Source organism: Microcoleus sp. OTE_8_concoct_300 (genome assembly GCF_031383065.1).
In the GTDB taxonomy this organism is placed as follows: Bacteria; Cyanobacteriota; Cyanobacteriia; order Cyanobacteriales; family Microcoleaceae; genus Microcoleus.
Genome location: NZ_JANMZH010000390.1, coordinates 1 through 22,925 on the forward strand (window position 1 = coordinate 1; position 22,925 = coordinate 22,925).

The window sequence follows — 22,925 nt, forward strand, 5'->3', positions numbered from 1 at the left end:
ACGCTATGCACTCGAAGCATTTCGGACAGCCATATCTTTTAGGTTTGTGAAATGGTTGAACCAAAATTGGGACGTATTCTCCGCTTATAAAGCCAGTTTAGGCTTTGTTTGGGCTTAAAATTTGTTTAAGTCCCGTTAGCAAGTTACTTTTTCACTCGGGGGTAATCATAGCAATTTCAAAAAATCCTACTACAAACATTTGATCTCTTTACTTATTCCAATACCTGCGCCAGTGAAACAGATTCTCCCATAAATTGCGCGAAAAAGTATTGCTACCCAAGCGCTGCGACTCCCAAATAGCAGCAGTTTGACCGTTAATTGCCGAAAAACTTGACCAAATATAAGGAAGTTGGGCGATCGCCTCAACCTTCATCCCGTGACGCACAGCCAAAGCGATCGCGTGAATCAACTCAGCAGCTTGGGGCCCCACAATACTCGCTCCCAAAATCTCCCCGTTGCGACGCCCGACTATCTTACAAAAACCCGTTGTCTCCCCGCACATTTGAGCTCTTTCAACATTCTTGAAATATTCCCGACAAACAATGATATCGTCTCCAAAACGGCGCCTTGCTTGGGCTTCAGTCAAGCCAACCCTCGCCAACTGCGGGTCAGAAAAAATCGCCCAAGGAATCCCACGATAATCTATTTGAAACAGTGGCAAAAACAAAGCATTTTTCACAGCAATCGCAGCTTCGTAATTAGCGATGTGAGGGAACGGATAACCCCCAGCAACATCGCCGATCGCGTAAATGCGGCGATTAGTTGTTTGCAGCTTTTCATTTAAAATCACCCCGCGAGCGCTGAATTTAACCTTAGCCGCTTCGAGATTTAACGATGAAAAATTGTGCCCTCTACCGGCGGCCAGAAAAATCTCCTCAGCTTCGATCGCCCTTGGCCCAGCTTGAATCCACTTTTTACCCTCAATCACCCTAGCTTGAGTCACCTCAGTAGCAGTCAGGATCCGCACTCCTTCAGCTTCCATTCCAGCTTGCACCAAACCAGCAGCCTCCCGGTCTTCTTTAGCCAAAATGTGGGAACTTTTCACCACCAAAGTGACAGCAACCCCCAGCCGAGCAAAAGTCTGAGCCACTTCGACACCGCTGGGATCGGCGCCGATTACAGCCAAACTTTTAGGCAACTGTGGAAGTTTTGCTAATTCCCCGACTGTTTCCGAAGTAAAACAGCCAGCCGACGAAAGTCCTTCAATATTGGGAATCGCCGGCAGAGTTGGACAAGCTAGCAAATAACAGAGCGATCGCAATGAACGCCCGCCCGCAACAAAAGCCAAATCCGGTTTCGCCACAAATTCGCCGCTGCCAAAAATAACATCGACCCCGCGAGCAGCCAAAACGTCGAGAGAATCAATTTCTGACAAGTTAGAAACAACACCCTCGGCCCACTTTAGAACGCCGTCAAACCCCAATTCGATCGGCATCGAGGAATTAGCGACTTCCCAGCGAACCCCCAACTGCTGGCGGGTTATCTGCTGGGCAAAACGAGCAGCCTCCCTCAAAGTTTGGCTGTATCTCAAACCAAGGTCGATCGACTCTTTCCCCCCTGTCGGCAAATCTTGCCCGCTGGGGGGTTCCACCAAAGCAACGCGGGCCGGGAAATTAGTTGCAGTCAAAGCAGCATAGCGTCCGGCCGGAGTTCCACCAATAATCACTAAATCATAGTCAAGCATAAATAAAGAAGTCAGTAGTCAGTAGTCAGTAGTCATTAGTCAGTAGTCATTAGTCATTAGTCATTAGTTAGTAGTTTAGGACGATCGGCGGGCGGGGTCAGAAACCCGGTTTCTTCCTAGATATTTCGCTGCAAAACCCAAGATTTATCAGAGAAACCGGGTTTCTTGGGGATGTCCGCTCAAAGTACCAATAAAATCGGTTTGTCAACTTTTATTGGTTGTCAACTGACAACTGTCAACTGTCAACTGACAACTGACAACTGTCAACTGTCAACTGACAACTGTCAACTGACAACTGTCAACTGACAACTGTCAACTGACAACTGTCAACTGACAACTGTCAACTGACAACTGTCAACAGTCAGCTAACGAATAACTTCGGCAAGTCCAGCAATCAGCCGCATATTTTCAGCCCTTGAGCGCACAGCCACCCGAAAAAACCGATCGCCCAACTCAGGAAAACTCAAACAATCCCGAATCAAAATTCGGTGTCGTTCCAACAGACTTTTTTGAATCAAAGAAACCGACATCGACGACTCAACCAACAAGAAATTAGCCGCCCCGGCAATTGGCTGCAAACCCGGTAAATTAGCCAAACCCTCAAATAGCTCTCGGCGAGCAACAGGCAGCCAATCCCAAGTTTGCCGCTCAAACACAGTATCTCGCACCACAGCAGCAGCAGCAGCAGCAGCCAAAGCATTCACAGGCCAAGGATCGCGCAGTAACTGCCAGCGGCCCAGAATGTCGGGATGGGCGATCGCACAGCCCAACCGCAGTCCCGGCAGAGAATAAAATTTAGTGAGCGATCGTAAAATCACCAAATTCGGAAACTCCTCAACAGCATCGATCAAAGTTTCCTGCTCCCAAGGCGGTAGAAAGTCCATAAAGGCCTCATCCACCACCACCATACCTAACTGCTTCACATAAGGCAAAATCGCCTCCCTAGCAAACAGCAAACCCGTAGGATTGTGCGGGTTGTTCAGGAGCAAACCTCTCTCGGCATCGAGAGCAAGAGGAACCGAGAGACGGAAAGAAGGGGAGACAAGGGAACGGTTAGAAACCGACAAATCATCCGTTACTAACCTGCCAACAGGCTCCGCGCCCAACAATTGGAGATCCAAAGGACATTTGAGCACCTTCGCCCCGAAAGCCGAAAGAGCTCGCGAGTAATCGCCAAAAGCCGGAGTCACCAAATAAGTCGCCTCCAGCTTCGACAAATCCCAAGCCGCCCAAGTCAACAATTCCGCCGAACCATTCCCCGGCAAAATCCAATCCGGGTCAACATTCAAAGCCTCACCCAAAGCAGTCCTGAGCTCTCCATAATCCGGGTCTGGGTAAGCCGTCAGACTGCTCAAGTGTGCTTGAATCGCATCCAGGGCCGACTCAGGAGGGCCCAAAGGACTGATACTCGCAGAAAAATCGAGAATAGCAGAGGCAGGGCAGCCTGCCAGTGCGGCTGCCCAAGCTAAATTCCCACCGTGTACAGGTCTAATCAAGACTCAGTTCGCCAGCTATTCCGCGTTTTTCGGCGGTGCAACTCTGTCCTTAAACAACTTCCCTGCGGAAAATGCAGGAACTCGGGTTGCTGGGATTTCCATCTTGTCGCCAGTTTTGGGATTGCGACCCTCGCGGGCTTTGCGTTCCCGCGATTCAAACGAGCCAAAACCGACCAGCGTCACCTTGTCGCCGTCGGAGACAGCTTCCATGATTGCTTCCAAGGCTGCACTCAAAACAGCATCTGCCTGTTTTTTAGTGACACTAGCCTTTTCCGCCACTACATCAACCAATTCACCTTTGTTCATTGCGCACTCCTTCAGGGTTTGCAAAATACGTCAAACAGAGTTCAACTATTAGCTGTGAGTTATCAACTGCATAGGGGTGTGGCTTGGGAGGTTTGGGTGGTTCCCTGTGGCTCCTGTCCGCTTCCCCAATTCAAAACTCCTGCTGAATACTAATTACCCTAGGGTAATTGGTCAGAAAAGGAATTTTTGTTTCTAATTGCTGAAAACCCCACAGCATCTAATTTTCACTGCATTATTCTAAAGTCTTGCCGACCGTTATGGATCGGTGGAACCTTTAATTTATATGGATTTGCCAACTTTTTAGAATTAATACCCAAAATTAGGTAAAAAAATACCACTTTGGAGAGAAGATTTCTCGCCTCGGTGGATTTGAGATAGAGAAATAAGCTGAAATGGAAGTAATAAAGTGTCACTTGTCAAGGGCTAAAGAAAAAAACTTTCCCTTTAGCTTTGGGCCTTTCCTCGCTTGGGGCCCAGGGGCAGGGCTGTTGCATTCTCCCGAAACCGCCAGGGGCTGTTGCATTCTCCCGAAACCGCCAGGGACTTCAGTCCCTGTCTCATAGCTGAAGTCGTCTGAAGACGACTGAAAGAGTCATTTATAGTCCTCTTGCACAGGACTAATGAGTTCTTTAGTCCTCGCTTAGGGAGGGCTTTAGCTTTGAGGCAGGGGTTTTAACCCCTGTGGGACTGTCGGACCCAGGGAAAGAGCGTTAAGTTGACACCGAGGCCCTCTTCCCACTTGCTTCGCTCTACTGTCTCGGCTGGATCGGCTGACTGCGCTGCAACAGTTGGCGGGCGTCGGGACTGATGTTGTTTTGGTAGCCAAAGTTCGATCGATCGCTATCATCCAAAATCTGCGGAGTCAGCAATACAACCACTTCCGCGCGCTGGTTGACCTTAGTAGACCTCCTGAACAGGGAACCGATTATCGGCAAATCTCCTAAAATTGGCACCTTTCTCGCTTCTATCTGTTCATTGTCGCTGATAATCCCGGAAACAATCAAAGTCTGACCGTCCCGCAGGCGAATTAGCCCGGATTGCAAAGAGCGCTCAGTAAGCAGTCTGATCTGATTGGTGCCAGCACCGGTAGTGACGAGGTTTTGAGGTACGCCAATTCCCCTGATAATCGGGTTCACCCGCAGAGAGACAAAACCGTTGTCGTCCACCCGATCAATTGCCACCCCCAACTGCAAACCAGCCTTGTCTTTGACTGCCGTCACCGTTGTGTTACTTGTATTTCCGGTAGTCTGCGTTTGCGACGTGATGTTACTAATCACCTCTTCAGTAATATTCACATTGGCCGTTTCCCCTTCTTGGACAACCAGAGTCGGATCTGTCAGAATTTTGGCATTACGGGTGAGAATCTGTGCCTGCAACGTAGACAGGAACCTCCTCGGATACTGGAACAGCGGGAACTGACTGAAAGTTGCCTCTCCGTAACTCGTTATCGCTCCCGTTGTGAAGTCTGTTTCAAACACCTCGTAATTCTGAACCCCAACTCGCGTGGGATCCTCAGTTATGGGAGCTATCGGTTGCACGAACAAGCCGCCGCCAGGAGCTGTTAGCGGTATGGTAAGTACCCTGCCGTTTGGATTGAAGAAAGGCGGTTCTGCTGCAAGAGGATTCCCGACGATCGGGCGACCGAAGAGACCTGGATCTGTGCCAGGGGCAGGGACAGGGGGCGGATTGATGCCACCAAAATTGAGACTTGCCGCCCCGCCGTCATTGACGAAGAAATTGTTATTAATTCCGAAAGAGAAACTGCCGTTAGTGAAGTTGTTTCCCGTCAAGTTGATATCGATCACCTTGACGTTGACAGCCACTTGACGGCGGCGCAAATCTAGCTGCGTCAAGAAAGCCACAGCCATGTCAACTTTGCGCGGATCGCCCACCAAAGTGATGGAATTGAGCCTCGCATCGGCCAGCACCGACAGTCCCCTCAGCAAGAGCGGCCCGGTGCCTTGGGTAGCGCCGATCGCCTTAATGTCGGGTTCCCTAATTTCCACATCCCGCGCCGCATTTCCCTGGCCCACGGTTTGAATCGTGATCCGAGTAATCGGCAGTTGAGTTTCCGCGCCTTGAGCGCTCAAAAAGTTAGCTGCATCCGTAGACCGAACTTGATTGAGCCGCAAAGTCCGAATGATAATATTGCGCGAGTCGATCGGCAAAGTAGCGCCCACAAAAATCGTCCGCCCGACGCGGTTGGCTTGCAGTCCGCTGAGCCGCAGCACGTAGTTGAAAACATCTTGCACCGACTCATTTTCGATGTCCAAGGAAATCTTCGGCCCTTCATCGGAGCCTGCAGCTCCCGGTGCGGGCGCCGGAGCGGGTTGGCCGGGCCCGGCAGGGGCCGCGCCACCTGTTGTAAAAGCGATGTTCAATCCCGCAGCCCGAGCCAGCAGAGCTAAAACGTCCCGCACTGGGGCATCCCGCAGCACCAAGCGGGGGATACGTTCTGCCGAACTCAGTTCAATATTTCCCACACCGGGGGCGATGTTAGATACCGCGATATCTCCCAAGGGCGGAGCAACTGCCCGCGGTTGGAAAGGCGCAGCCTGATTTGTCTGGGATTGAATTTCGCTGGGGAGGGGCGGGCGATCGTTCCTGGTAATAGTAACTTCGGGATTTGGCAGCACCACGCCTGGGTTTTGTGACGTGCGGACTTGGGGAGCCGGCCGGGGAGCTGTTTGGGTCAGCGGCAGTCCCGGAGGCGGCGGAGGTGGTGTTTGGGCAGACTGTGCTGTGCCGCCCACTCCGGCAACGCTGAGGACGATGCTTTGGCCTTGTCCCGGCACAATTTGTCCGTTGGGAACTCCGTTGGTACCCGCCACTACAACGCGGATGCTGTTAGCCTCTACCTGGCTGATTTCTACCGAAGAAATGCCCGGGGCGGGGTTATCTTGACGGAAGCTGTTGCCTTGTGGCAAGCGGAGCTGGGTGTTGATAATTGTGGCTTGGTAAGTATTGCCGTTATTGATTGCGAAAACTTGCGGGCGATCGCCCTTTTCGGTAGCCAGGACAATATTTACCCCATTATTGGCTTGACTGACTTGCACTCCTGTGACTTGAGTCGGCGCTGCCTTGACCGGAGCTTGGGCGAGCAGAACTCCTGCAACGCTGCCCCAGAGTCCTGCACTTAACCGTAGATGCTGTTTCACGTTCTCTCCTCCACTACACTTTGTTATTTGTTCCAGCCTTTTGTCGCTAGCTGCTTGCACTGACTGCAAGATTCTCGATTCGAGCCTTTTTGAAGGGAGAAGTTATGCCGTTTTCGATTTTCGATTTTCGATTTTCGATTTGGAATAACTGATGACATAAGGGTTAGCAGCTATCCTACAGTTACTTTACTTTTTGGAACTGCTATTAGAAGAAAATCTGTCGAATACCTAATTTCTGATTGCCCTATAAAAAATATTTTTCTGGCATTCAGAATTTTTTGACTTCTACCTTCAATCTTCAAACTTCAACCTTATGCCTTCTCCCGAATTGTAAAAGAGCGACTTTAGAACAATAGCTAATATCCGCCCAACTACCGCTACTTAGCACCGGGACTCGGAGCCGGAGTTGGCGGTTTTTCTTCTTGCTTTAATGGCAGCAGCGCGTGCAAGTCAAAAGCAGTTTTAATTATAGTTGGCGGCTGATCCACCGGGACTATTTTCCCTTTCACCAAATCCACTTGTATTGACGGAGGTGATGGTGGCAATTCAGATTTCAAATTTCTCACTACCAACAGCGACTGCATCAACTCCAAGTTACGCATAAAATTGCGGGTTTGAGCGAAATTGCCTTCAAACTCTACCTTAAATTTTTTGCGTCTGAGCTTGCCAACCAGGGACGGCCCGAAGGACGTATCCGCGAGAATATCTGGGTCTATAGCTACCGGCGCGCCCGTTGCGGCAGGTGGCGGAATCTCCGGCTCAAATTTAGTAATTTTAGCCTTGAGGTCGTCTCCTTGCACCCCGGCGTTGATTCTATTAACCAGTTGGGTCATGTCCAGCAAAAGCGTGTTGGCGCTGGCGTCGCTGGCAAACATTGCCGTCACGTTGGCCCGGCGCTGTTTTGCTTCTTCTTGCTTTGCTTCTGCTTCTGCCTTTTTTTGAATTTGAGCTTGCAATTGCTGTTGCGTTTGCTTGCTTTCGGTAATTTTTTGCTGGAATTCGCCGCCTTTTTGGAATTCTGGCAGTACGAACTGGTAGCCGATGCCACCGGCAATGACGAGGCCAAGTACCGCGATGCCTATTGCTTGGACTTGGGGCGTCAGCTTAATGCCGAATATTTCCTGAGTCCCTGTCTCTTCTTCTTGTTTCTCGCTAGAAATAAACTCTGCTGTCATTGTTTTTTCACCTCTGGTTTTTGTGGTTCTAGCACTCCTTTTTCTTGAAGTGTTTGTATCCGTATTGCTAGCCCGTCTGCTTGCTTGCTCCGCAGCTCGGGGAGCAACTCGGAGGCACCCGTCGGGCTGAGCGTTGTTTCAATTTTATATTCCACCACCTTCCGCAGTTGGGGAAGTTCTGCTGCTGCTGCGTTTTTGTTGCGCAGTTGTAATTGTGTGGGGTTGTCTTTTAATGTGGCCGCTACCAGTTTGGTATCGGTGTTGAGGAAGAAAGGAGAGCGCTGGACTAGCAGCATAAAGTCGTTAACTTGAGCAAAGGTACTGGCTATCCCTGAAATTTCAACTTTTGCTGGTTGCTGCGGGACGACGGGGGTGGGAGCAGCCGCCGGGGTGGGAGCAGCCGCCGGGCTGGGGCTGGCTGAAGACGGACTCGCCTCCGGGGAGGCGGCGGGAGTTGCTGCGGGGGGAGGGGGTGGTGCAACGGCGGAGGGAGTAGGGTCGGTTTGCTGGATTTTGGAAATTTGCACTCCCGCCGGAGTGCGGGCACTCAGGTCTTGCAGCATCGCCGACCAAGGTTTAATTTGGTCGAATACTCCGGCTAATGCTTTGTATTCGGCGGTAACTTGCTCGGTTTCGGCGTTGATGGCTTTGATGGTGTTGGCTTGAGTGTTTAAGGTTGCCAGTTCTTGGTCGAGGGTTGCTTGTTCTGTGGCCAAGTTGGTATTTTGATTAGTCGCCCACCACCAGGCGCCCATGACTGCGGCGTTGACGCCGAAGGCAAAGAGCAGCGCCCCAATTAGGGGCAGTTGGTCTTTGGCTCCACCGGAACTTTTTTTAGCTGAGCTTTTGGCTGCGACGGGTTTGTAGTCCGGACGGTCGTTGAGAAAATTAATATCTAGGCTGTACATGGCTTCACTCGATTTTATAGCAGAAGGTAGAAGGTAGAAGGCACCAGGTAGAAGGTAGAAGGTAGGAGGTAGAAGGAATAAGCAATCGACCGCTTATGTTTCAGCAATTAAGAAGGTCCTAACTGTCTTGGCTGTTGCTATAGATTTAAATTTGAAATTTTAGATTTTAGACAGAACCCAAGATTGCTGGTACAAGTGAAGGATTTATTTAGGGAAGAAAGAAACAACTTTTTGCCTTCTACTAAAGGAAGGGGCTGCTTCTACCTCAGATATATTCTACCTTTTACCTTCTACCTTCTACCTCCAATATTCTACCTTCTGCTTTCTGCCTTCTTCTTTTGGAAGGGGCTTTTACCTAAAATTCTCAAATCGGTTTTTCTCTCATCTAAAACTGTTAGGTCACATAACCTCCCTCAGTCCTAAACCTAGGGCGACTCCTAAACCTGCTCGCTGTTCTGGGGTAATCTCTTGGCTGATTTCGAGTCCTAGGGTTTCGATGGGATCGACTTGAGATGCCGGCAAGCTTAATCTTTGCATGAAAAATTCGTCGAGTTTGCCGATCGCAGCTCCAGGACCCGCTAGCAGCAGTTGCGCTACTTCGAGTTCTTCGCTCTGGTTGAGGTAAAAGTCTACTGAACGGCGCAGTTCGTCTGCTAGTTCTCCCAATACTTTAATCATCGCATTTGTGCCGGGATTGGCGTCTCCCGACACGCCCATTGTATCTGTGACTGGCAGGGTCATGCCTTGCAGTTCGGTGGTGTCTCTGGTTGGCGGCAGGTTCATCGCTTGGTTGAGGGCGGTCTGGATTTGGTAAGTGCCGATCGGGATGGTACGGTTGAACTGAGGTATGCCGTCCACTACTATAGCTAACTCGGTACTGTCAAATTCTATGTCGGTCAGGACGGCGGCTTCTTGGGAGGAAAATTGTTGCAGTTGGTCTTTGAGGGTGCGGATCAGGGCAAAACTGGTTACTTCTAGTACGTCTATATCCAGTCCGGCTTCTCTGAAGGTTTCGATGTATGTGTCGGTAATTTCTCTGCGAGTTGCTACTAGCACGACTTGATTTTTTTCAACGCCGTCGCCATCTACAAATAAGCCGATTTTTTGATAGTCTACGTCGGCGTCTTCTCGGGGAAACGGCAAGTAAAGTCCTGCTTCTGCGTTCATGTAATCCCGCAATTCTTCTTCGTTGAGTTCTGCTGGAACTGGGATTAAGCGGATGACGGCTTCGCGGCCGGGAATGGCTGTGGCTACTCGCTTGGCTTTGATTTTGTTGTCGGCGAGGATGGCTTTTATTAGTTCTGCCATTCCTGGCGGATCGACTATTTGTCCCTCTTGTACCATGTCTTCTGGAACTTCTATTGAGGCTAGGATGCCTAATTTTAATGTCTGAGCTTTCTTTTCGAGCTGAATGATGTTGATCCGGTCTGGGGCTATTTCGATCCCGATTCCTGGCTGGCGTTGGGAAAATAGACCTTTGAAAAAGTTAACCATGTGATTGGGTCGCCGCTAATTGCTATTTTTTTCTTTTGTAGTTGGCCAGCCTGATTCAGCGCACCCGGTGTTGGAGAATTGGTTTCCCACTGCCGAAAGAGTGCTGTAATCTCGGTATCCCGCCTGCTTCTGCGCAGATCCGTCTGTGTGGCGCGATAGCTAGTTCCGATTTTATGCTATCCAATTTACTTGACAATAGCTATTCTGCGGAGAATGTCAACAAAATCGGGCTCGATCGACCCAAAACCTCCCGATTCTGCACAAAAACCGACTCTCTCACTCGGGGGGCCCGGCTACAAAACTCTCTCTCACACTCGTGAGCGCTTGAAGAGGACGCTCGCTTTTTTGTCTAACGGTTCCCATTACTCTCAAATTTTATTCTATGAAACGTAAATCTTGGCAACTGTTTGCTGTTTTTGGACTGGTGGGGCTGCTGCTGGCGGCGGTGGTGAGTTGCGGCAAGCCGGCTGTTAATTCCCAGGCAAAGAATACTGAGGAAATCGAGTTCTGGACTATGCAGCTTCAACCTCAGTTTACTGAGTATTTCAACAAGACGATCGCCGGTTTTGAAGCCCAAAATCCGGGGGTGAAGGTGCGCTGGGTGGACGTTCCTTGGTCGGCGATGGAAAGCAAAATTTTGGGGGCGGTTTCGGCGAAAACTGCGCCGGATGTGGTTAACCTCAATCCCGATTTTGCTTCGCTGTTGGCGGGACGCAATGCTTGGCTGGATTTGGACTCTCGGGTGTCGCAGCAAGTTCGTGAGCTCTATCTCCCAAATATCTGGAAAGCTAGCGTACTCGACGGCAAGAGTTTTGGCATTCCTTGGTATCTCACGACTGGGGTAACTATTTACAATACGGAGTTGTTGAAGAAGGCTGGAATTCCTAAGCCTCCGGCTACTTATGCCGAGTTGGCACAGGTTGCCAAGCAGGTGAAGGAGAAGACTGGTAAGTTTGCTTTTTTTGTGACTTTTGTGCCGGAAGATTCGGCGGAGGTTTTGCAATCTTTCGTGCAGATGGGCGTGCCTTTGGTGGATGCTCAAGGCAAGGCGGCTTTTAATACTGCTAAGGGCAAAGCTGTTTTTCAGTATTGGGTTGATTTGTACAAGGGCGGACTTTTGCCGCAGGATGTTTTGGTGCAGGGACATCGCAGGGCGATCGAGCTTTATCAAGCTGGGGAAACTTCTTTGTTGGCTTCCGGGCCTCAGTTTTTGAAGGCGATTTCTGAGAATGCTCCGAGTATTGGTGCTGTTTCGGCTGCTGCGCCTCAAATTACGGGGGAAACAGGCAAGAAGACTGTGGCGGTGATGAATTTGGTTGTGCCCCGCGACAGCAAGCGCCCTGATGATGCTGTCAAGTTTGCTCTGTACGTGACTAATTCTCAAAATCAGTTGGCTTTTGCTAAGGCTGCTAATGTTTTGCCTTCTACGGTTGAGGCTTTGCAGGACGATTATTTTAAGAATGTTCCCGCTGATGCTGCTGCTGCCGATCGAGCTCGGGTTGTTAGTGCTTCTGGGTTGACTTCCGCCGAGCTATTGATTCCCCCTCTCAAGGATGTTAAGAAGCTGCAAAAGGCGATTTATGACAATTTGCAGGCGGCAATGTTGGATGAGAAGTCGGTAGATCAAGCTGTGGCTGATGCGGCTAAGGCTTGGGATCAAAGGTAGTTTTTAATTGAAGCTGGGGCGGGATTTTTTTTGATCTCGCCTCTTGCTTTTAAGGTTGAATTGTCCAGTCTTCCTGCACTAAACCAGGCACTTGCGAAAAATCTCGGTGGTTGCACGTAACGAGGATAGCATTATTAGCAAGTACAATAGCAGCAATCCGCAAATCTTGCGTGCCGATGCGTATTCTTTGACGACGGAACTCAGTGTAAATAGTGGAAGCATTCTGGTCAAATTTCAGAATGTTGAGATTTTTGAAATCATCTAATGTATCCCATAAGTTGGTGTAAGCCAATACTAATTTGTCCGCTTGCGAAGGTACTGAAGCCTTTCTGATCTCATTGAACCAGCCGCGAATTGCTTCCTCTACGGTTACGATAGTTAAAGCAAGGTTTTCTGCGTTATCCTCGACCCGCTGCACCATCATTGGATGATTCTTTTGCCAATGGGAGAAACAATCCGTATCAAGTATGTATCGGCTCATTTGGTCTCAACCGCAGCGTCAATTTGACTGTAATAAGCTTCGGTTTCTGCATCGAGTTCGCGGCGATATTCTTCTATGTGTGCCAATACCTCATCGTATTGCGGATCGTTTTCATACTTACCAGCTAACCTCACCCAAGGATTGTTCGATCGACTATTCGTGAGTTTGACAGAGACGATTTCAGCTTCGGCTAGCTGGGCATTTACTAATTCGTGAAGGTTTTGCAGTGCTTGCGATCGCGTCTCGCCAAAAGCTTTACATTCGGGCCATCCCAGCAACGCTGCACTGACTGTTTTGTCTGATTCGTTTTTAATGATTATGTGATAAGTTGAGCTGTCGAGGTCGCCCCCAAAGTTAGTGCGATCGGCTGCGCGAATGTCGCAGGTAGCGTTACCTGTTAAGAGTGTTTTTGTCTTGACTGTCTGCTTGGTATTTTCCTGGGCTGGCTTTTCTATTGCTGGCTTGATAAGCGACTCAACTGCTGTCTTGTTTTGCTGACGCTGCTTGATTATGTTTCGCCTGAAAAGCTCGTCAAATAGTAAAGTTTGCTCTTGGGCTGGCAAAGCTTCTATATATTCAATTAGCGTTTGCACCGATATAAGGCTGCTCATAAACTTCTATCTCTAAATTTTTCTAAACTCACTTGTATTGTAACAAAAATTGGGCATTGGGCATTGGGCATTAGGCATTAATCTTTTTTGATCTCGCCCCTTGCTTTTTTATACCACTTGACGTATTATTAAATAATGGGAATCTGTGCCGCCATATATAAGCATATATAAGCTTTTAAGTTATTATCGAATGATGAAATTACCGCCTCTTCACAACGCGGAGTCCGAGGAGAACTCTGGATAAGTCAATCTCGACTATTTTAGAGGTAAATGTTTGTTGATAAGAACGATCGCTCATCCCAGAAACCGAGTTTCTTTATCCCGTGCGATCGCCTTTCTCAATTCAGCTTGATTGCTGATTTGTAGGAATATATAGCAATCCTAAATGAGTCATAAATTTTTTACCCCACCCCAGCCCTCCCCTTGCTAAGGGGAGGGAGTAAGAAATTCACAAATGATTTAGGATTGCTATAGCCTGAATCCCTCAAATATTCAGAAATTTGACTCGTGTTAAAATCAAAGCTTAGCTCAGAATAGGAGAAAATTCTTATGTCAGCGATGACACTCAAAGATTTAAACCAAGTTCAAACCCTTTTTTCCGAAGCGGGTTTAGATTACAAAATTGAACTAGAAGACGGGAGACTTTCAATTGTGGGACCATCAGACATCGTATCCAGTGAAATCAGCAGTATTTTGATTCGCTTACTGGGTAACTGGGTTTATCCCCGTCGCTTGGGGAGAGTCTTTGACTCCGCAGGCGGTTTCATCATGCCGGATACGAATGTCAAAGCACCGGATGTTTCTTTTGTGCGCGCCGCCCGCTTGCGCCAAAGTCCGCGTTATTTTGGAGAACTTGTCCCCGATTTGGTGGTTGAGATTAAATCTCAGAGCGATCGCATTAAGCCTATAGAAACCAAGGTTTTGAAGTTTATAGAACTGGGTGCGATCGTCGGAATTCTGATCGATCCTGATGAAGAAACAGTGACTATTTATCGCTCTACAGGTGAACCGAGTGTTTTAGGGAATGGCGATATCTTAACAGTAGCAGAACTTTTTCCCGGTTGGGAATTGCCCGTTTCGGAATTGTGGCCTCCTATCTTTACTGAGGAAGAAACACAATTCTGATGCGTTTAAGCTTGGGATTGTTGTTGTTGCAGAAAATAGCCGACGAGATAAAGAGAACCGCAAAGGATTGTTAGGTTGTCGCCTGCAACAGCAGCATCTAAAGCTGTTGTTAAGTCGGGGAAGGCTTGACAGAGAGTTAATTCGGGGCAGATAATTTGAGCGAGGGCTGCTAATTCTGCAGGAGATGATGAGTTTGGATCGGGTACGGGTACTAGGTAAAGCCGATCGCCCTTTTTGAGTAATGCTTTCAAAATATCATCGCAGTCTTTAGTCGCAAGAATGCCGATTACCCAGTTAATCGGTGACGGGTGATTGTTCAGGCGATCGACATATTCACGCAGGGCGATAGCTGCGGCGGGGTTGTGCGCGCCGTCAATTAATATTTTGCGGTTTTTCCAAGTTGTCTGCTGGAGTCTTCCGGGCCATTGGGTTTTGGCGATACCGTTTTCGATGGCGGTTGGGGAAATTTGCCATCCTTGGTTTTGGAGAGTTTGCAAAGTTGCGATCGCAATTGCTGAATTCATTAGTTGAATTTTTCCCAGCAGTGGCAAATGATATTTTATTTTAACCGCATTTTGATTTAACTGATATTCTGCGAATCCTTGTCCTAAATCTCTTGCTGGTTTTACCCAAGTTGCCGGACAGTCTAATTCTTGAATGCGTTTTTCTACTACTATTCTAGCTGATTCTGGCAATTCTCCGATCACTGCCGGACATTTTGCTTTAAGAATTCCGGCTTTTTCCCCAGCAATATCGGCGACGGTGGGGCCGAGTATTTGCCAGTGTTCAAGACTGATAGAAGTGATGACGCTAGCGAGAGGTGTTTCGCAAACGTTAGTAGCGTCTAATCTTCCTCCTAAGCCAGTTTCTATGACTGCAATATCTGCTTTTTGTTCGGCGAAATACAGCCAAGCTGCTGCGGTGATTATTTCAAATTGAGTCGGAGTTTCGGTGTTGTTTTGAGTAGCGGCGACAACTTGTTCTAGACACTGTTGCAATTCTGTTGGGGAAATCGGTTTTTGGTTGATGCAAATTCTTTCTGTCCAATCGATTAGGTGGGGGGATGTGTAGCGTCCAACTCGATAGCCTGCTTCTGTTAGTACGGAAGAGAGATAAGCGCAAACGGAACCTTTGCCATTGGTGCCGGCAATGTGGATAATGGGTACTTGTTGGTGGGGGTTGTCTAGTTTTTGGAGAAGTTGGTGAATTCTTTCTAGGCCGAGGTGGACGCCGAAGTGTTGGTAGGATTGGAGGATAGATTCTGCATTCATTGAGGATGATAAATTCTGTTTGTGTGTGAATTATATTTTTTTATTAACCGCAGAGGGCGCAGAGGGCGCAGAGTGAGAGAAGAAAGAGATAGATATCTAAGAAAAGAGAGGTTTATAATTGATTTATTGTATTTATTGGGGGTGAAAAAAGGTGGCTTTGGATATTATTTCTCTGTTTTCTGGTTGTGGGGGGTTGGATTTGGGTTTTCGCTTGGCTGGCTTTAATGCAGTTTGGGCGAATGAATATGATAAGTCTATTTGGGATACGTATAATTTCAATCATCCTGAAACTATTTTAGATCGCAGAGATATCAGAAAAATCAAATCTGATGAAATTCCCAACTGTATTGGGATAATCGGCGGGCCTCCTTGTCAAAGTTGGAGTGAAGCAGGGGCAAAACGGGGGATTGATGACAGTCGGGGTCAACTTTTCTGGGAGTATATCAGAATTGTGCGGGACAAGCAGCCTTTGTTTTTTTTAGCTGAGAATGTTAGCGGTATCTTGGCTCCCAGAAACAAGGATGCTTTCACTTATATATTATCGCAGTTTGAGGAAATTGGGTATCGGGTTTCGTACAAGTTGATGAATGCTAGAAATTTTGCTGTTCCGCAAGATAGGCAAAGGGTGATTGTTGTTGGCTATCGGGAAACTCTGGGTTTTGGTTTTGAGTTTCCCGAACCGGAAACCGAGGTTTTGACGCTGAAAGATGCGATTTTTGATTTGCAGGCGATCGCCCCTATGTCAGTTAAGGGTAAATTAGATAATTATCACGATTATGTCCCAAATCACGAATGTGCGGATTTGGGGTTTTCGAGCATTTATATGTCGCGGAATCGAGTGAGAAGTTGGTCAGAACCTTCTTTTACTATTCAGGCAAGTGGCAGACACGCACCTCTCCATCCTCAAGCTAGTAAAATGATTTTGGTTGGCAAAGACAAACGCATTTTTGACCCCAATTCGCCTCAGCCTTACCGTCGGCTTTCTGTGCGAGAGTGCGCGAGAGTTCAGACTTTCCCGGATGAGTTTATTTTTAAGTACAATTATATTGCTGATGGATACAAAATGGTCGGCAATGCTGTTCCTGTGAATTTGGCTAGAGTTTTGGCAAGTAAAATTTTTGAGGATATTGTCATAGGGCATAGGGCATTGGGCATTGGGCATAGTCATGGGTGTCAACTTAAGCCGACCACCTGCGAGTCCGCTAGGGAATGAATTCCACGGGGCTTTTAGCGAAAGTCCTCGCTATGAAGACTAATCTCAAATCCCGTTGACATCAGAATTATTCATCTCTCTCTTCTCTTCCTCTGTGTCCTCTGTGTCCTCTGTGGTTTCATCATTCCGAATTATCTGTCATTGAAACTTGGTTAACTCGCCAAGGTTTTGCCCAATCGCATTTGTCCCGCGAATATGAGACAAGGGAGAACCTCCGTACAAAAAGCTATTCAAGCTAACTTGATAATTTTGTTGAACTGCTAAATCTAGCCACAAATTGTTAATCGCATCTCCGGGCTTGTAGCCGGGAATGTTGTGCTGATAGTAAGGAAAACTGTCTATACAAGTATTGAAAAAGTTCTTGCGACCGCAATGCTTTAAATACTGATATCGCGGTTTGAATTCTCTTTGATTTTCCAATACTGTATATATAGTATCTGCGAGAGATTCCGGGTCGAATTTGGCGTAAAGACCCGCACCTTCGGGGAAAACTGGCGAGTTTCCTCTAGCGTATTGGTTGAATTCTTCAAAACAAATTACTGGTACGTTGCAACTCATGGCTTCGGTAATGCCCCGGTTTTTTCCTTCGAGAAGGGAACCGAGGACGAATGCTTGTGCTCGCGAATAATATGTAGGGATTTCGCTGTAGTAGTCAACTCTCGGCACTAAGTTAATGTAGTCGGACGGATTGCCTAAAATTGCCTCGACTTGTCGCCATTCTTTTAATGCGTACTCGTCGAGAGTATTCAGGTTGCTAGCATCAAATTCGTGGCCGCTGACTACTGTTAATTTTATAGGTTTTTGCGGATATTTTTGGCGGTAAACTTTTAAGGCTTTGGCTATGATTGGCAAATTTTTTTCTTCGGAGAGTCGGGCGACGGCGAGGAGGTCGATGTCTTTGGCGGGGACGTTGCGCGGGGAAATTAAGTATTCGTTGATGAAGTCGGTGTCTTGCAGTGGTATGATTGGTTTGTGTGCGCGATCGGGATAAGTTTCGCGAAACCATTTATCTCGCTGCGGGTTTTTGTATAAACTCGAGTAGGCGTCAGCTATGGGGGCCCAGGAATAGGAGATTCCGGGGGAATAGGTGAAGGAGAAAAATACTGAGGAAAGTTGGGGAAATAGTTTGTTGATGACTTCGACTGCTTCGCTGAAGTAAATTCCTTTGATGAAACGCCCTTCGTAAAACAGTGGGGGAAGCAAGACGTAGAAACTGACGGTATCGAAGCGGTGGGGTTGGTCTTCAAATATCTCCCAGCTAAAGGCGTCTAAGTCTGCATAAATTTCGGCGATTGGTTTGTTGATGTGGGGGTTGCGTAAATATGGTTTTTGTCGATCGTAGTTTCCGCGTACCATAGAAGTTTTTTGGTATTATTGTATAGCAATGTTATTTGTTGTGTGAACAAGATTTTTTTATGAACCGCAGAGGGCGCAGAGGGCGCAGAGGAGAAGAGAAGAGAGATATTCACGATTCATCTAAGGGTTGTTCTAGTGATTCATTGTCGCCAATTGTGAGGGCGAGTTGGTAGATTTGGCGCCGGGGGAGGGATGTTTGTTGCGCTAGCTGGCGGCTGGCTTGGGAACGACTTATGCCTTCTGCAATTAATGTTTGCAATTCTGCTTTGATGGCGTCTTCGGAAAATATTGGTGTGGCTGTTTGGATTCCGGCTATTACGAGGGTAAATTCTCCCTGGGGCTCGCGATTGGTGTAAAGCTCGATCGCACTTTCTATGCTACCACGCCAAAACTCTTCGTGCATTTTAGTTAACTCTCTCGCCAGCACAATCTGTCTGTCGCTTCCCAAACTATTTGCTAAATCTTGTAAAGTTTGTCGCAATCGGTGCGGAGATTCGTATAATATTATAGTGCGGGATTGTCTTTGCAAAGCTTCTAAACTCTGTTGGCGTTCTTGACCTTTCACGGGTAAGAAACCTTCAAATACAAATCTCTCTGTGGGTAATCCTGATGCAGTTATGCCAACAATGCAGGCGGTCGGGCCGGGAATCGGAATAATGTTAATATTAGCATCGGCGCAAGCTTTGACTAACTCGTATCCGGGGTCAGAAATTCCCGGCATTCCGGCATCGGTGACGAGGGCGATATCTTTGCCTAAATGCAGTTTGTCGATGAGTTCGGGAAGTCGCTGATGTTGGTTGTGTTCGTGATAGCTGATTTGGGGAGTTTTGATTTGAAAATGGTGCAAAAGTTTGCCTGTATGGCGGGTATCCTCGGCGGCGATGAAGTCTGCTGTTTGCAAGATTCGGATGGCGCGAAAGGTCATGTCTTCCAAGTTGCCGATCGGGGTTCCTACGATGTAAAGTGTTCCTGTATTGGGATTTGCTTGCATTTTAAGATTGGGATTTTTTAAGGATGGGACACGGGCGGGACGCCCATGCCACAGGCCCATGCCACACATTTAAGAAGATATGAAAACGGGATTGTTTTTGGGATTGGCGACTTTAGATTTAGTTTATTTGGCCGAGAAGCCTCCGGGTGAAAATCAGAAAGTTGTTGCTTCTGATTGTACCATTGCTGCGGGCGGGCCGGCGGCAAATGCTGCGGTCACTTTTAGCTATTTGGGGAATGCGGCGGTATGGGCTGGCGTTTTGGGTACTCACGCGATCGCCCAATTAATTCGTGCAGACTTAGCGGAGTATAATCTCAGGATAATTGATTTGGAACCCGGGCGATCGCACTCGCCGCCAGTTTCCTCGATTATTGTAACTGAAGCAACGGGCGATCGATCTGTAATTTCCATCAATGCTACTAAATCTCAGGTTGACCGTCAAGCAATTAACCAAGATATTTTAACATCCGTTAATATTGTACTGGTTGACGGGCATCAAATCGCAGCCAGCCAAGAAATTGCTCAACTTGCCCACTCAAAAAACATACCAATTCTCCTCGACGGCGGCAGTTGGAAACCCGGATTAGAAGAAATATTACCTTTTATTGAATGGGCTGTATGTTCGGATAACTTTCATCCACCCAACTGCTACAACTCCGAACAAGTCTTTACTTACTTGTCAGCAGCCGGAATTTCCAATATTGCCATCACTCGCGGCGAAAAATCAATTTTATACCTCAGCAATGGCACTTACAGCAGTATAGAAGTACCTCAAATTAAAGCCACAGACACTTTAGGCGCTGGCGATATTTTTCACGGGGCTTTCTGTCACTACATTTTGCAAAATAACTTTACAGATACTCTCACCGCAGCAGCTAAAATCGCTTCCAAATCCTGCAAAAGATTCGGAACCCGCGGCTGGATGAATAAGGGTTAATTTTAATTAAAAATTAACCCAAGTCTCCGGTAAAAACCTATTCCAACTAGAAAAGTTGAACAGACAACACTTGTTAAGTTAAAATCCTAATAACAACCTTGACAAAAATTATCAACACCTTCCCTCTCTTCCTTCGCGCCCTTAGCGCCTTCGCGGTTCGTTAAAATTGCTATATTAGTCAAACAACCTCAAAATACCCGAATCATGTCTGACACCCAACCCCTAACTATCACCCTTCCCCCTTTGCGGATTACCCTGACAGAACAACAACAGGTTAACCTAGAATGGCTGACACAAAACCTACAAAATCTACTCACCCCAAGCAAACAAGAAGTCCCCGACAATCTGAAACAGTGGGTGGCGACCAACAAATTATTAAATCAACCCGACGCAGACATCATTCAAGCCCTAGTAAGTAGCGGCATAGATGCGGAAACAGCCACCGCAGAAGTTAGGGAAATATCCTCTCATCCCTACTTCCAAGCAGGTAGCCAATACGTGCAGTTATTGCAGAAACTGGAATCGCACCTCAGGATCAACAATCAATTAGCTGCACTCTCTTCCAAGTTTGGCACAGTCGAACGCAAAAGCAGCCTTTCCCGAGAGTATTTTCTCGAAAATTACTACGCAAAAAATACTCCAGTAATTATTACCAACATCATGCACAACTGGAAAGCATTGCAGTTGTGGACGCCGGAGTATTTGCAAGAAAAATATGGCAATGCAGAGGTACAAATTCAAGCCAACCGCAACTCCGACCCGAATTACGAAATTAAGATAGAAAATCACAAAAAAACTGTTTTTTTCCGCAAATATATAGAGATGGTGGTCAATGGCGGGCCTAGCAACGACTACTACATGGTTGCTAACAACCAAACTCTGGAAAGAGAGGAATTTAAACCGCTATTTAACGACATTGAAATATTCCCAGAATACCTCAATCCCGCCGATACAAAAGGCAGAGTTTTCTTTTGGTTCGGACCCAAAGGCACGATTACACCGCTGCACCACGACCCAGTTAATTTAATTTTAGCGCAAGTATCCGGTCGCAAACTAATTAAGTTAATTTCTCCCCAACAAACACCTCTGCTTTACAATCACGTGGGCGTTTTCAGCAAAGTTGACGGCGAAAATCCCGATTACGACAAATACCCGCTTTACAGAGATGCGAAAATTATTGAAGTGATTTTAGAACCGGGAGAAGCTATTTTTATTCCTGTTGGTTGGTGGCATCATGTAAAATCATTGGATGTTAGTATTTCGGTTTCGTTTACTAATTTTGTGTTTCCCAATTATTATGAATGGAAATATCCTCATATTAATTGGTAGAGAATAGTTGACAGTTGACAGTTGACAGTTGACAGTTGACAGTTGATAGTTGATAGTTGACAGTTGACAGTTGACAGTTGACAGTTGACAGTTGACAGTTGACAGTTGACAGTTGACAGTTGACAGTTGACAGTTGACAGTTGACAGTTGACAGGTGTCAGTTGATAGCTGTTATTAGACAACTTGCAAACACGAACATCTATCTGCGTTAATCAGCGTTTATCTGCGGTTAAAAATGAAAAATCTCGAAGAATTAAGCGAAATTGCGCGATCGATCGCCTGGAGTGCATCAGATATCCTACAATCCTATTATCGCCAGGATGCCAACACTCCTAACCTCGACATCCAAGAGAAAAAAGATGGCCCCGTCACCGCCGCCGATGTCGCTGTCAATTCTTACATTCTCGACGAATTGCAGTCGGCTTTAGGGAATGCAGAATTTGGCTATCTCAGCGAAGAAACTTACAAATCTTATTTAGAAACTAACGGTAAAATTCCCTTACCTCAAAGTTGGGTTTGGATTATTGACCCTTTGGATGGAACGCGAGATTTTATTGACAGGACAGGGGAATTTGCCGTTCACATTGCTTTAGTATATCAGGGAAGACCGGTATTGGCAGTTGTGGCTTGGCCCGAACAGCAAAAGATTTATTACGCAATCCGCGATGCGGGTGCTTTTGGGGAAACTAGGGCCGGTTCTACGGTCAAATTGCAGGTTTCGGCGCGAAATATAGTGGCAGATTTATCTATAGTAACCAGCCGCAGTCACCGGGGCGATCGCTTTAATCAATTGTTACAAAAACTTCCTTGTCAAAATCAAATAGCTGTCGGTAGCATTGGCTGTAAAATTGCGACTATTGTGGAACAAAAGGCTGATGTTTATATTGCTCTTTCGGGAAAGTCTGCACCGAAAGATTGGGATTTAGCGGCGCCGGAATTAATTTTGACTGAAGCGGGCGGCCGATTTACTCGTTTTGACGGTTCTACTTTGCAATATAACCGGGGAGATGTGAGTCAGTGGGGGGGATTGTTGGCGAGTAATGGTTGCTGTCACGGGGCTATTTGCAGGGAAGCTGAGGAGATTTTAGCGGGGCTAGATGGGAATTTGAAGTAAGTACGTGAAGCGAAGCTATCCCGTAGGGAATCGCGCTTAAATAATTTGCTATATTAATAATATCATGATGTGGCAAGATGTATGAGCGTTAAAGAACTTGAAACAGCAATTATGAACTTGTCGGTTAAGGAACTATCGGAGCTAACAGCTTGGCTGATAGAGTATCGCCAACAAGTCTGGGATCGGCAAATTGAAGAAGATTTGGAGGATGGGCGGTTAGATGCGCTACTTGAGGAAGTCGATGGAGAGTATGAAGCGGGATTGGCTAAAGTGCTATGAAGCATCTGACTTTACCGCGCTTTTGGCAGTGCTATCGCCAGCTACCTAAAGAAATACAAGCCTTAGCCGATAAAAATTACGAATTACTCAAAGTCGATCCCTCTCACCCTTCGCTGCATTTTAAAAAAGTTGGCAGGCGAAAGCAATTGCAATCGGTACGAGTAGGCGATAGTTACCGAGCTCTGGGAGTTGAGAAACCCGAAGGTATTGTCTGGTTTTGGATAGGGACTCATAGCGATTACGATGCAATATTAGCTCAGAAATAAAGTCCCCGATCGCCCTTGTGCATTTCATTTGCGATCGCCCTTAAAGATTCTAACGAATAACTTGT

General features: G+C 47.2%; 20 protein-coding genes. 8 read left to right on the plus strand and 12 right to left on the minus strand.

Annotated elements, in window-relative coordinates; translation table 11 throughout:
• Positions 1 to 208: 208 nt before the first annotated feature.
• The 7 genes from ACUVJL_RS17375 to pilM form a co-directional block, all read right to left on the minus strand.
• Positions 209 to 1,684, minus strand: a complete 1,476-nt coding sequence (locus ACUVJL_RS17375; protein WP_445246996.1) for a dihydrolipoyl dehydrogenase family protein — start codon at positions 1,682 to 1,684, stop codon at positions 209 to 211.
• Positions 1,685 to 2,049: 365 nt separating this feature from the next.
• Complete coding sequence (cobD, locus tag ACUVJL_RS17380) at positions 2,050 to 3,180, minus strand: threonine-phosphate decarboxylase CobD (protein ID WP_445246997.1); 1,131 nt, start codon at positions 3,178 to 3,180, stop codon at positions 2,050 to 2,052.
• A 15-nt stretch (positions 3,181 to 3,195) separates the two neighbouring features.
• Positions 3,196 to 3,486, minus strand: coding sequence for an HU family DNA-binding protein (locus ACUVJL_RS17385; protein ID WP_172186158.1), 291 nt, complete (start codon positions 3,484 to 3,486; stop codon positions 3,196 to 3,198).
• A 749-nt stretch (positions 3,487 to 4,235) separates the two neighbouring features.
• The gene (locus ACUVJL_RS17390) at positions 4,236 to 6,644 is read right to left on the minus strand and encodes an AMIN domain-containing protein (RefSeq protein ID WP_445246998.1); all 2,409 of its coding nucleotides are present in this window, start codon (positions 6,642 to 6,644) and stop codon (positions 4,236 to 4,238) included.
• 377 nt (positions 6,645 to 7,021) lie between these two features.
• Entirely contained in the window at positions 7,022 to 7,819 is a 798-nt protein-coding gene (locus ACUVJL_RS17395) for a pilus assembly protein PilO (RefSeq protein WP_445246999.1), read from the minus strand.
• Positions 7,816 to 8,727: a PilN domain-containing protein gene (locus tag ACUVJL_RS17400; RefSeq protein WP_445247000.1), complete on the minus strand. Its 912-nt coding sequence runs from the start codon at positions 8,725 to 8,727 to the stop codon at positions 7,816 to 7,818. The genes ACUVJL_RS17395 and ACUVJL_RS17400 overlap by 4 nt, the downstream gene beginning before the upstream one ends.
• A gap of 399 nt (positions 8,728 to 9,126) precedes the next feature.
• A complete protein-coding gene (gene pilM, locus ACUVJL_RS17405; RefSeq protein ID WP_445247001.1) occupies positions 9,127 to 10,221 on the minus strand; it encodes a type IV pilus assembly protein PilM in 1,095 nt (364 codons plus the stop codon).
• A 382-nt stretch (positions 10,222 to 10,603) separates the two neighbouring features.
• Between pilM and ACUVJL_RS17410 the strand changes: the two genes are divergently transcribed.
• Positions 10,604 to 11,887 carry an ABC transporter substrate-binding protein gene (locus tag ACUVJL_RS17410; protein ID WP_445247002.1) on the plus strand — a complete coding sequence of 428 codons (1,284 nt, stop codon included), beginning with the start codon at positions 10,604 to 10,606 and terminating at the stop codon, positions 11,885 to 11,887.
• A gap of 49 nt (positions 11,888 to 11,936) precedes the next feature.
• Here ACUVJL_RS17410 and ACUVJL_RS17415 read toward each other — a convergent pair whose 3' ends face one another.
• Together ACUVJL_RS17415 and ACUVJL_RS17420 are read right to left on the minus strand one after the other, a co-directional pair.
• Positions 11,937 to 12,368, minus strand: a complete 432-nt coding sequence (locus tag ACUVJL_RS17415) for a type II toxin-antitoxin system VapC family toxin (RefSeq protein ID WP_445247003.1) — start codon at positions 12,366 to 12,368, stop codon at positions 11,937 to 11,939.
• A complete protein-coding gene (locus tag ACUVJL_RS17420; protein WP_445247004.1) occupies positions 12,365 to 12,979 on the minus strand; it encodes a type II toxin-antitoxin system HicB family antitoxin in 615 nt (204 codons plus the stop codon). Before ACUVJL_RS17420 ends, ACUVJL_RS17415 begins: the two co-directional genes overlap by 4 nt.
• A 549-nt stretch (positions 12,980 to 13,528) precedes the next feature.
• Between ACUVJL_RS17420 and ACUVJL_RS17425 the strand changes: the two genes are divergently transcribed.
• Positions 13,529 to 14,104 (plus strand): Uma2 family endonuclease, encoded by a 576-nt coding sequence (locus ACUVJL_RS17425; RefSeq protein ID WP_445247005.1) that lies wholly within the window; start codon positions 13,529 to 13,531, stop codon positions 14,102 to 14,104.
• 5 nt (positions 14,105 to 14,109) lie between these two features.
• Here ACUVJL_RS17425 and ACUVJL_RS17430 read toward each other — a convergent pair whose 3' ends face one another.
• Entirely contained in the window at positions 14,110 to 15,375 is a 1,266-nt protein-coding gene (locus tag ACUVJL_RS17430; RefSeq protein WP_445247006.1) for a bifunctional folylpolyglutamate synthase/dihydrofolate synthase, read from the minus strand.
• 151 nt (positions 15,376 to 15,526) lie between these two features.
• On the opposite strand from ACUVJL_RS17430, the gene ACUVJL_RS17435 reads away from it, so the two are divergent.
• Entirely contained in the window at positions 15,527 to 16,588 is a 1,062-nt protein-coding gene (locus ACUVJL_RS17435) for a DNA cytosine methyltransferase (RefSeq protein WP_445247007.1), read from the plus strand.
• 138 nt (positions 16,589 to 16,726) lie between these two features.
• Here the strand turns inward: ACUVJL_RS17435 and ACUVJL_RS17440 are convergent, their stop codons facing one another.
• Together ACUVJL_RS17440 and rsmI are read right to left on the minus strand one after the other, a co-directional pair.
• Positions 16,727 to 17,944: a glycosyltransferase gene (locus ACUVJL_RS17440; protein ID WP_445247008.1), complete on the minus strand. Its 1,218-nt coding sequence runs from the start codon at positions 17,942 to 17,944 to the stop codon at positions 16,727 to 16,729.
• A 109-nt stretch (positions 17,945 to 18,053) separates the two neighbouring features.
• Positions 18,054 to 18,935 (minus strand): 16S rRNA (cytidine(1402)-2'-O)-methyltransferase, encoded by an 882-nt coding sequence (gene rsmI, locus ACUVJL_RS17445; RefSeq protein WP_445247009.1) that lies wholly within the window; start codon positions 18,933 to 18,935, stop codon positions 18,054 to 18,056.
• A gap of 79 nt (positions 18,936 to 19,014) precedes the next feature.
• Between rsmI and ACUVJL_RS17450 the strand changes: the two genes are divergently transcribed.
• The 5 genes from ACUVJL_RS17450 to ACUVJL_RS17470 all read left to right on the plus strand — a co-directional run bounded on the left by ACUVJL_RS17450 (position 19,015) and on the right by ACUVJL_RS17470 (position 22,860).
• Entirely contained in the window at positions 19,015 to 19,872 is an 858-nt protein-coding gene (locus tag ACUVJL_RS17450; protein WP_445247010.1) for a sugar kinase, read from the plus strand.
• Positions 19,873 to 20,076: 204 nt separating this feature from the next.
• Positions 20,077 to 21,201, plus strand: coding sequence for a cupin-like domain-containing protein (locus ACUVJL_RS17455; protein ID WP_445247011.1), 1,125 nt, complete (start codon positions 20,077 to 20,079; stop codon positions 21,199 to 21,201).
• 235 nt (positions 21,202 to 21,436) lie between these two features.
• Positions 21,437 to 22,315: a 3'(2'),5'-bisphosphate nucleotidase CysQ family protein gene (locus tag ACUVJL_RS17460; protein ID WP_445247012.1), complete on the plus strand. Its 879-nt coding sequence runs from the start codon at positions 21,437 to 21,439 to the stop codon at positions 22,313 to 22,315.
• Between the two features lie 81 nt (positions 22,316 to 22,396).
• Positions 22,397 to 22,594, plus strand: coding sequence for a hypothetical protein (locus tag ACUVJL_RS17465; protein WP_445247013.1), 198 nt, complete (start codon positions 22,397 to 22,399; stop codon positions 22,592 to 22,594).
• The gene (locus ACUVJL_RS17470) at positions 22,591 to 22,860 is read left to right on the plus strand and encodes a hypothetical protein (protein ID WP_445173087.1); all 270 of its coding nucleotides are present in this window, start codon (positions 22,591 to 22,593) and stop codon (positions 22,858 to 22,860) included. The genes ACUVJL_RS17465 and ACUVJL_RS17470 overlap by 4 nt, the downstream gene beginning before the upstream one ends.
• The last annotated feature ends 65 nt before the right edge of the window (positions 22,861 to 22,925 follow it).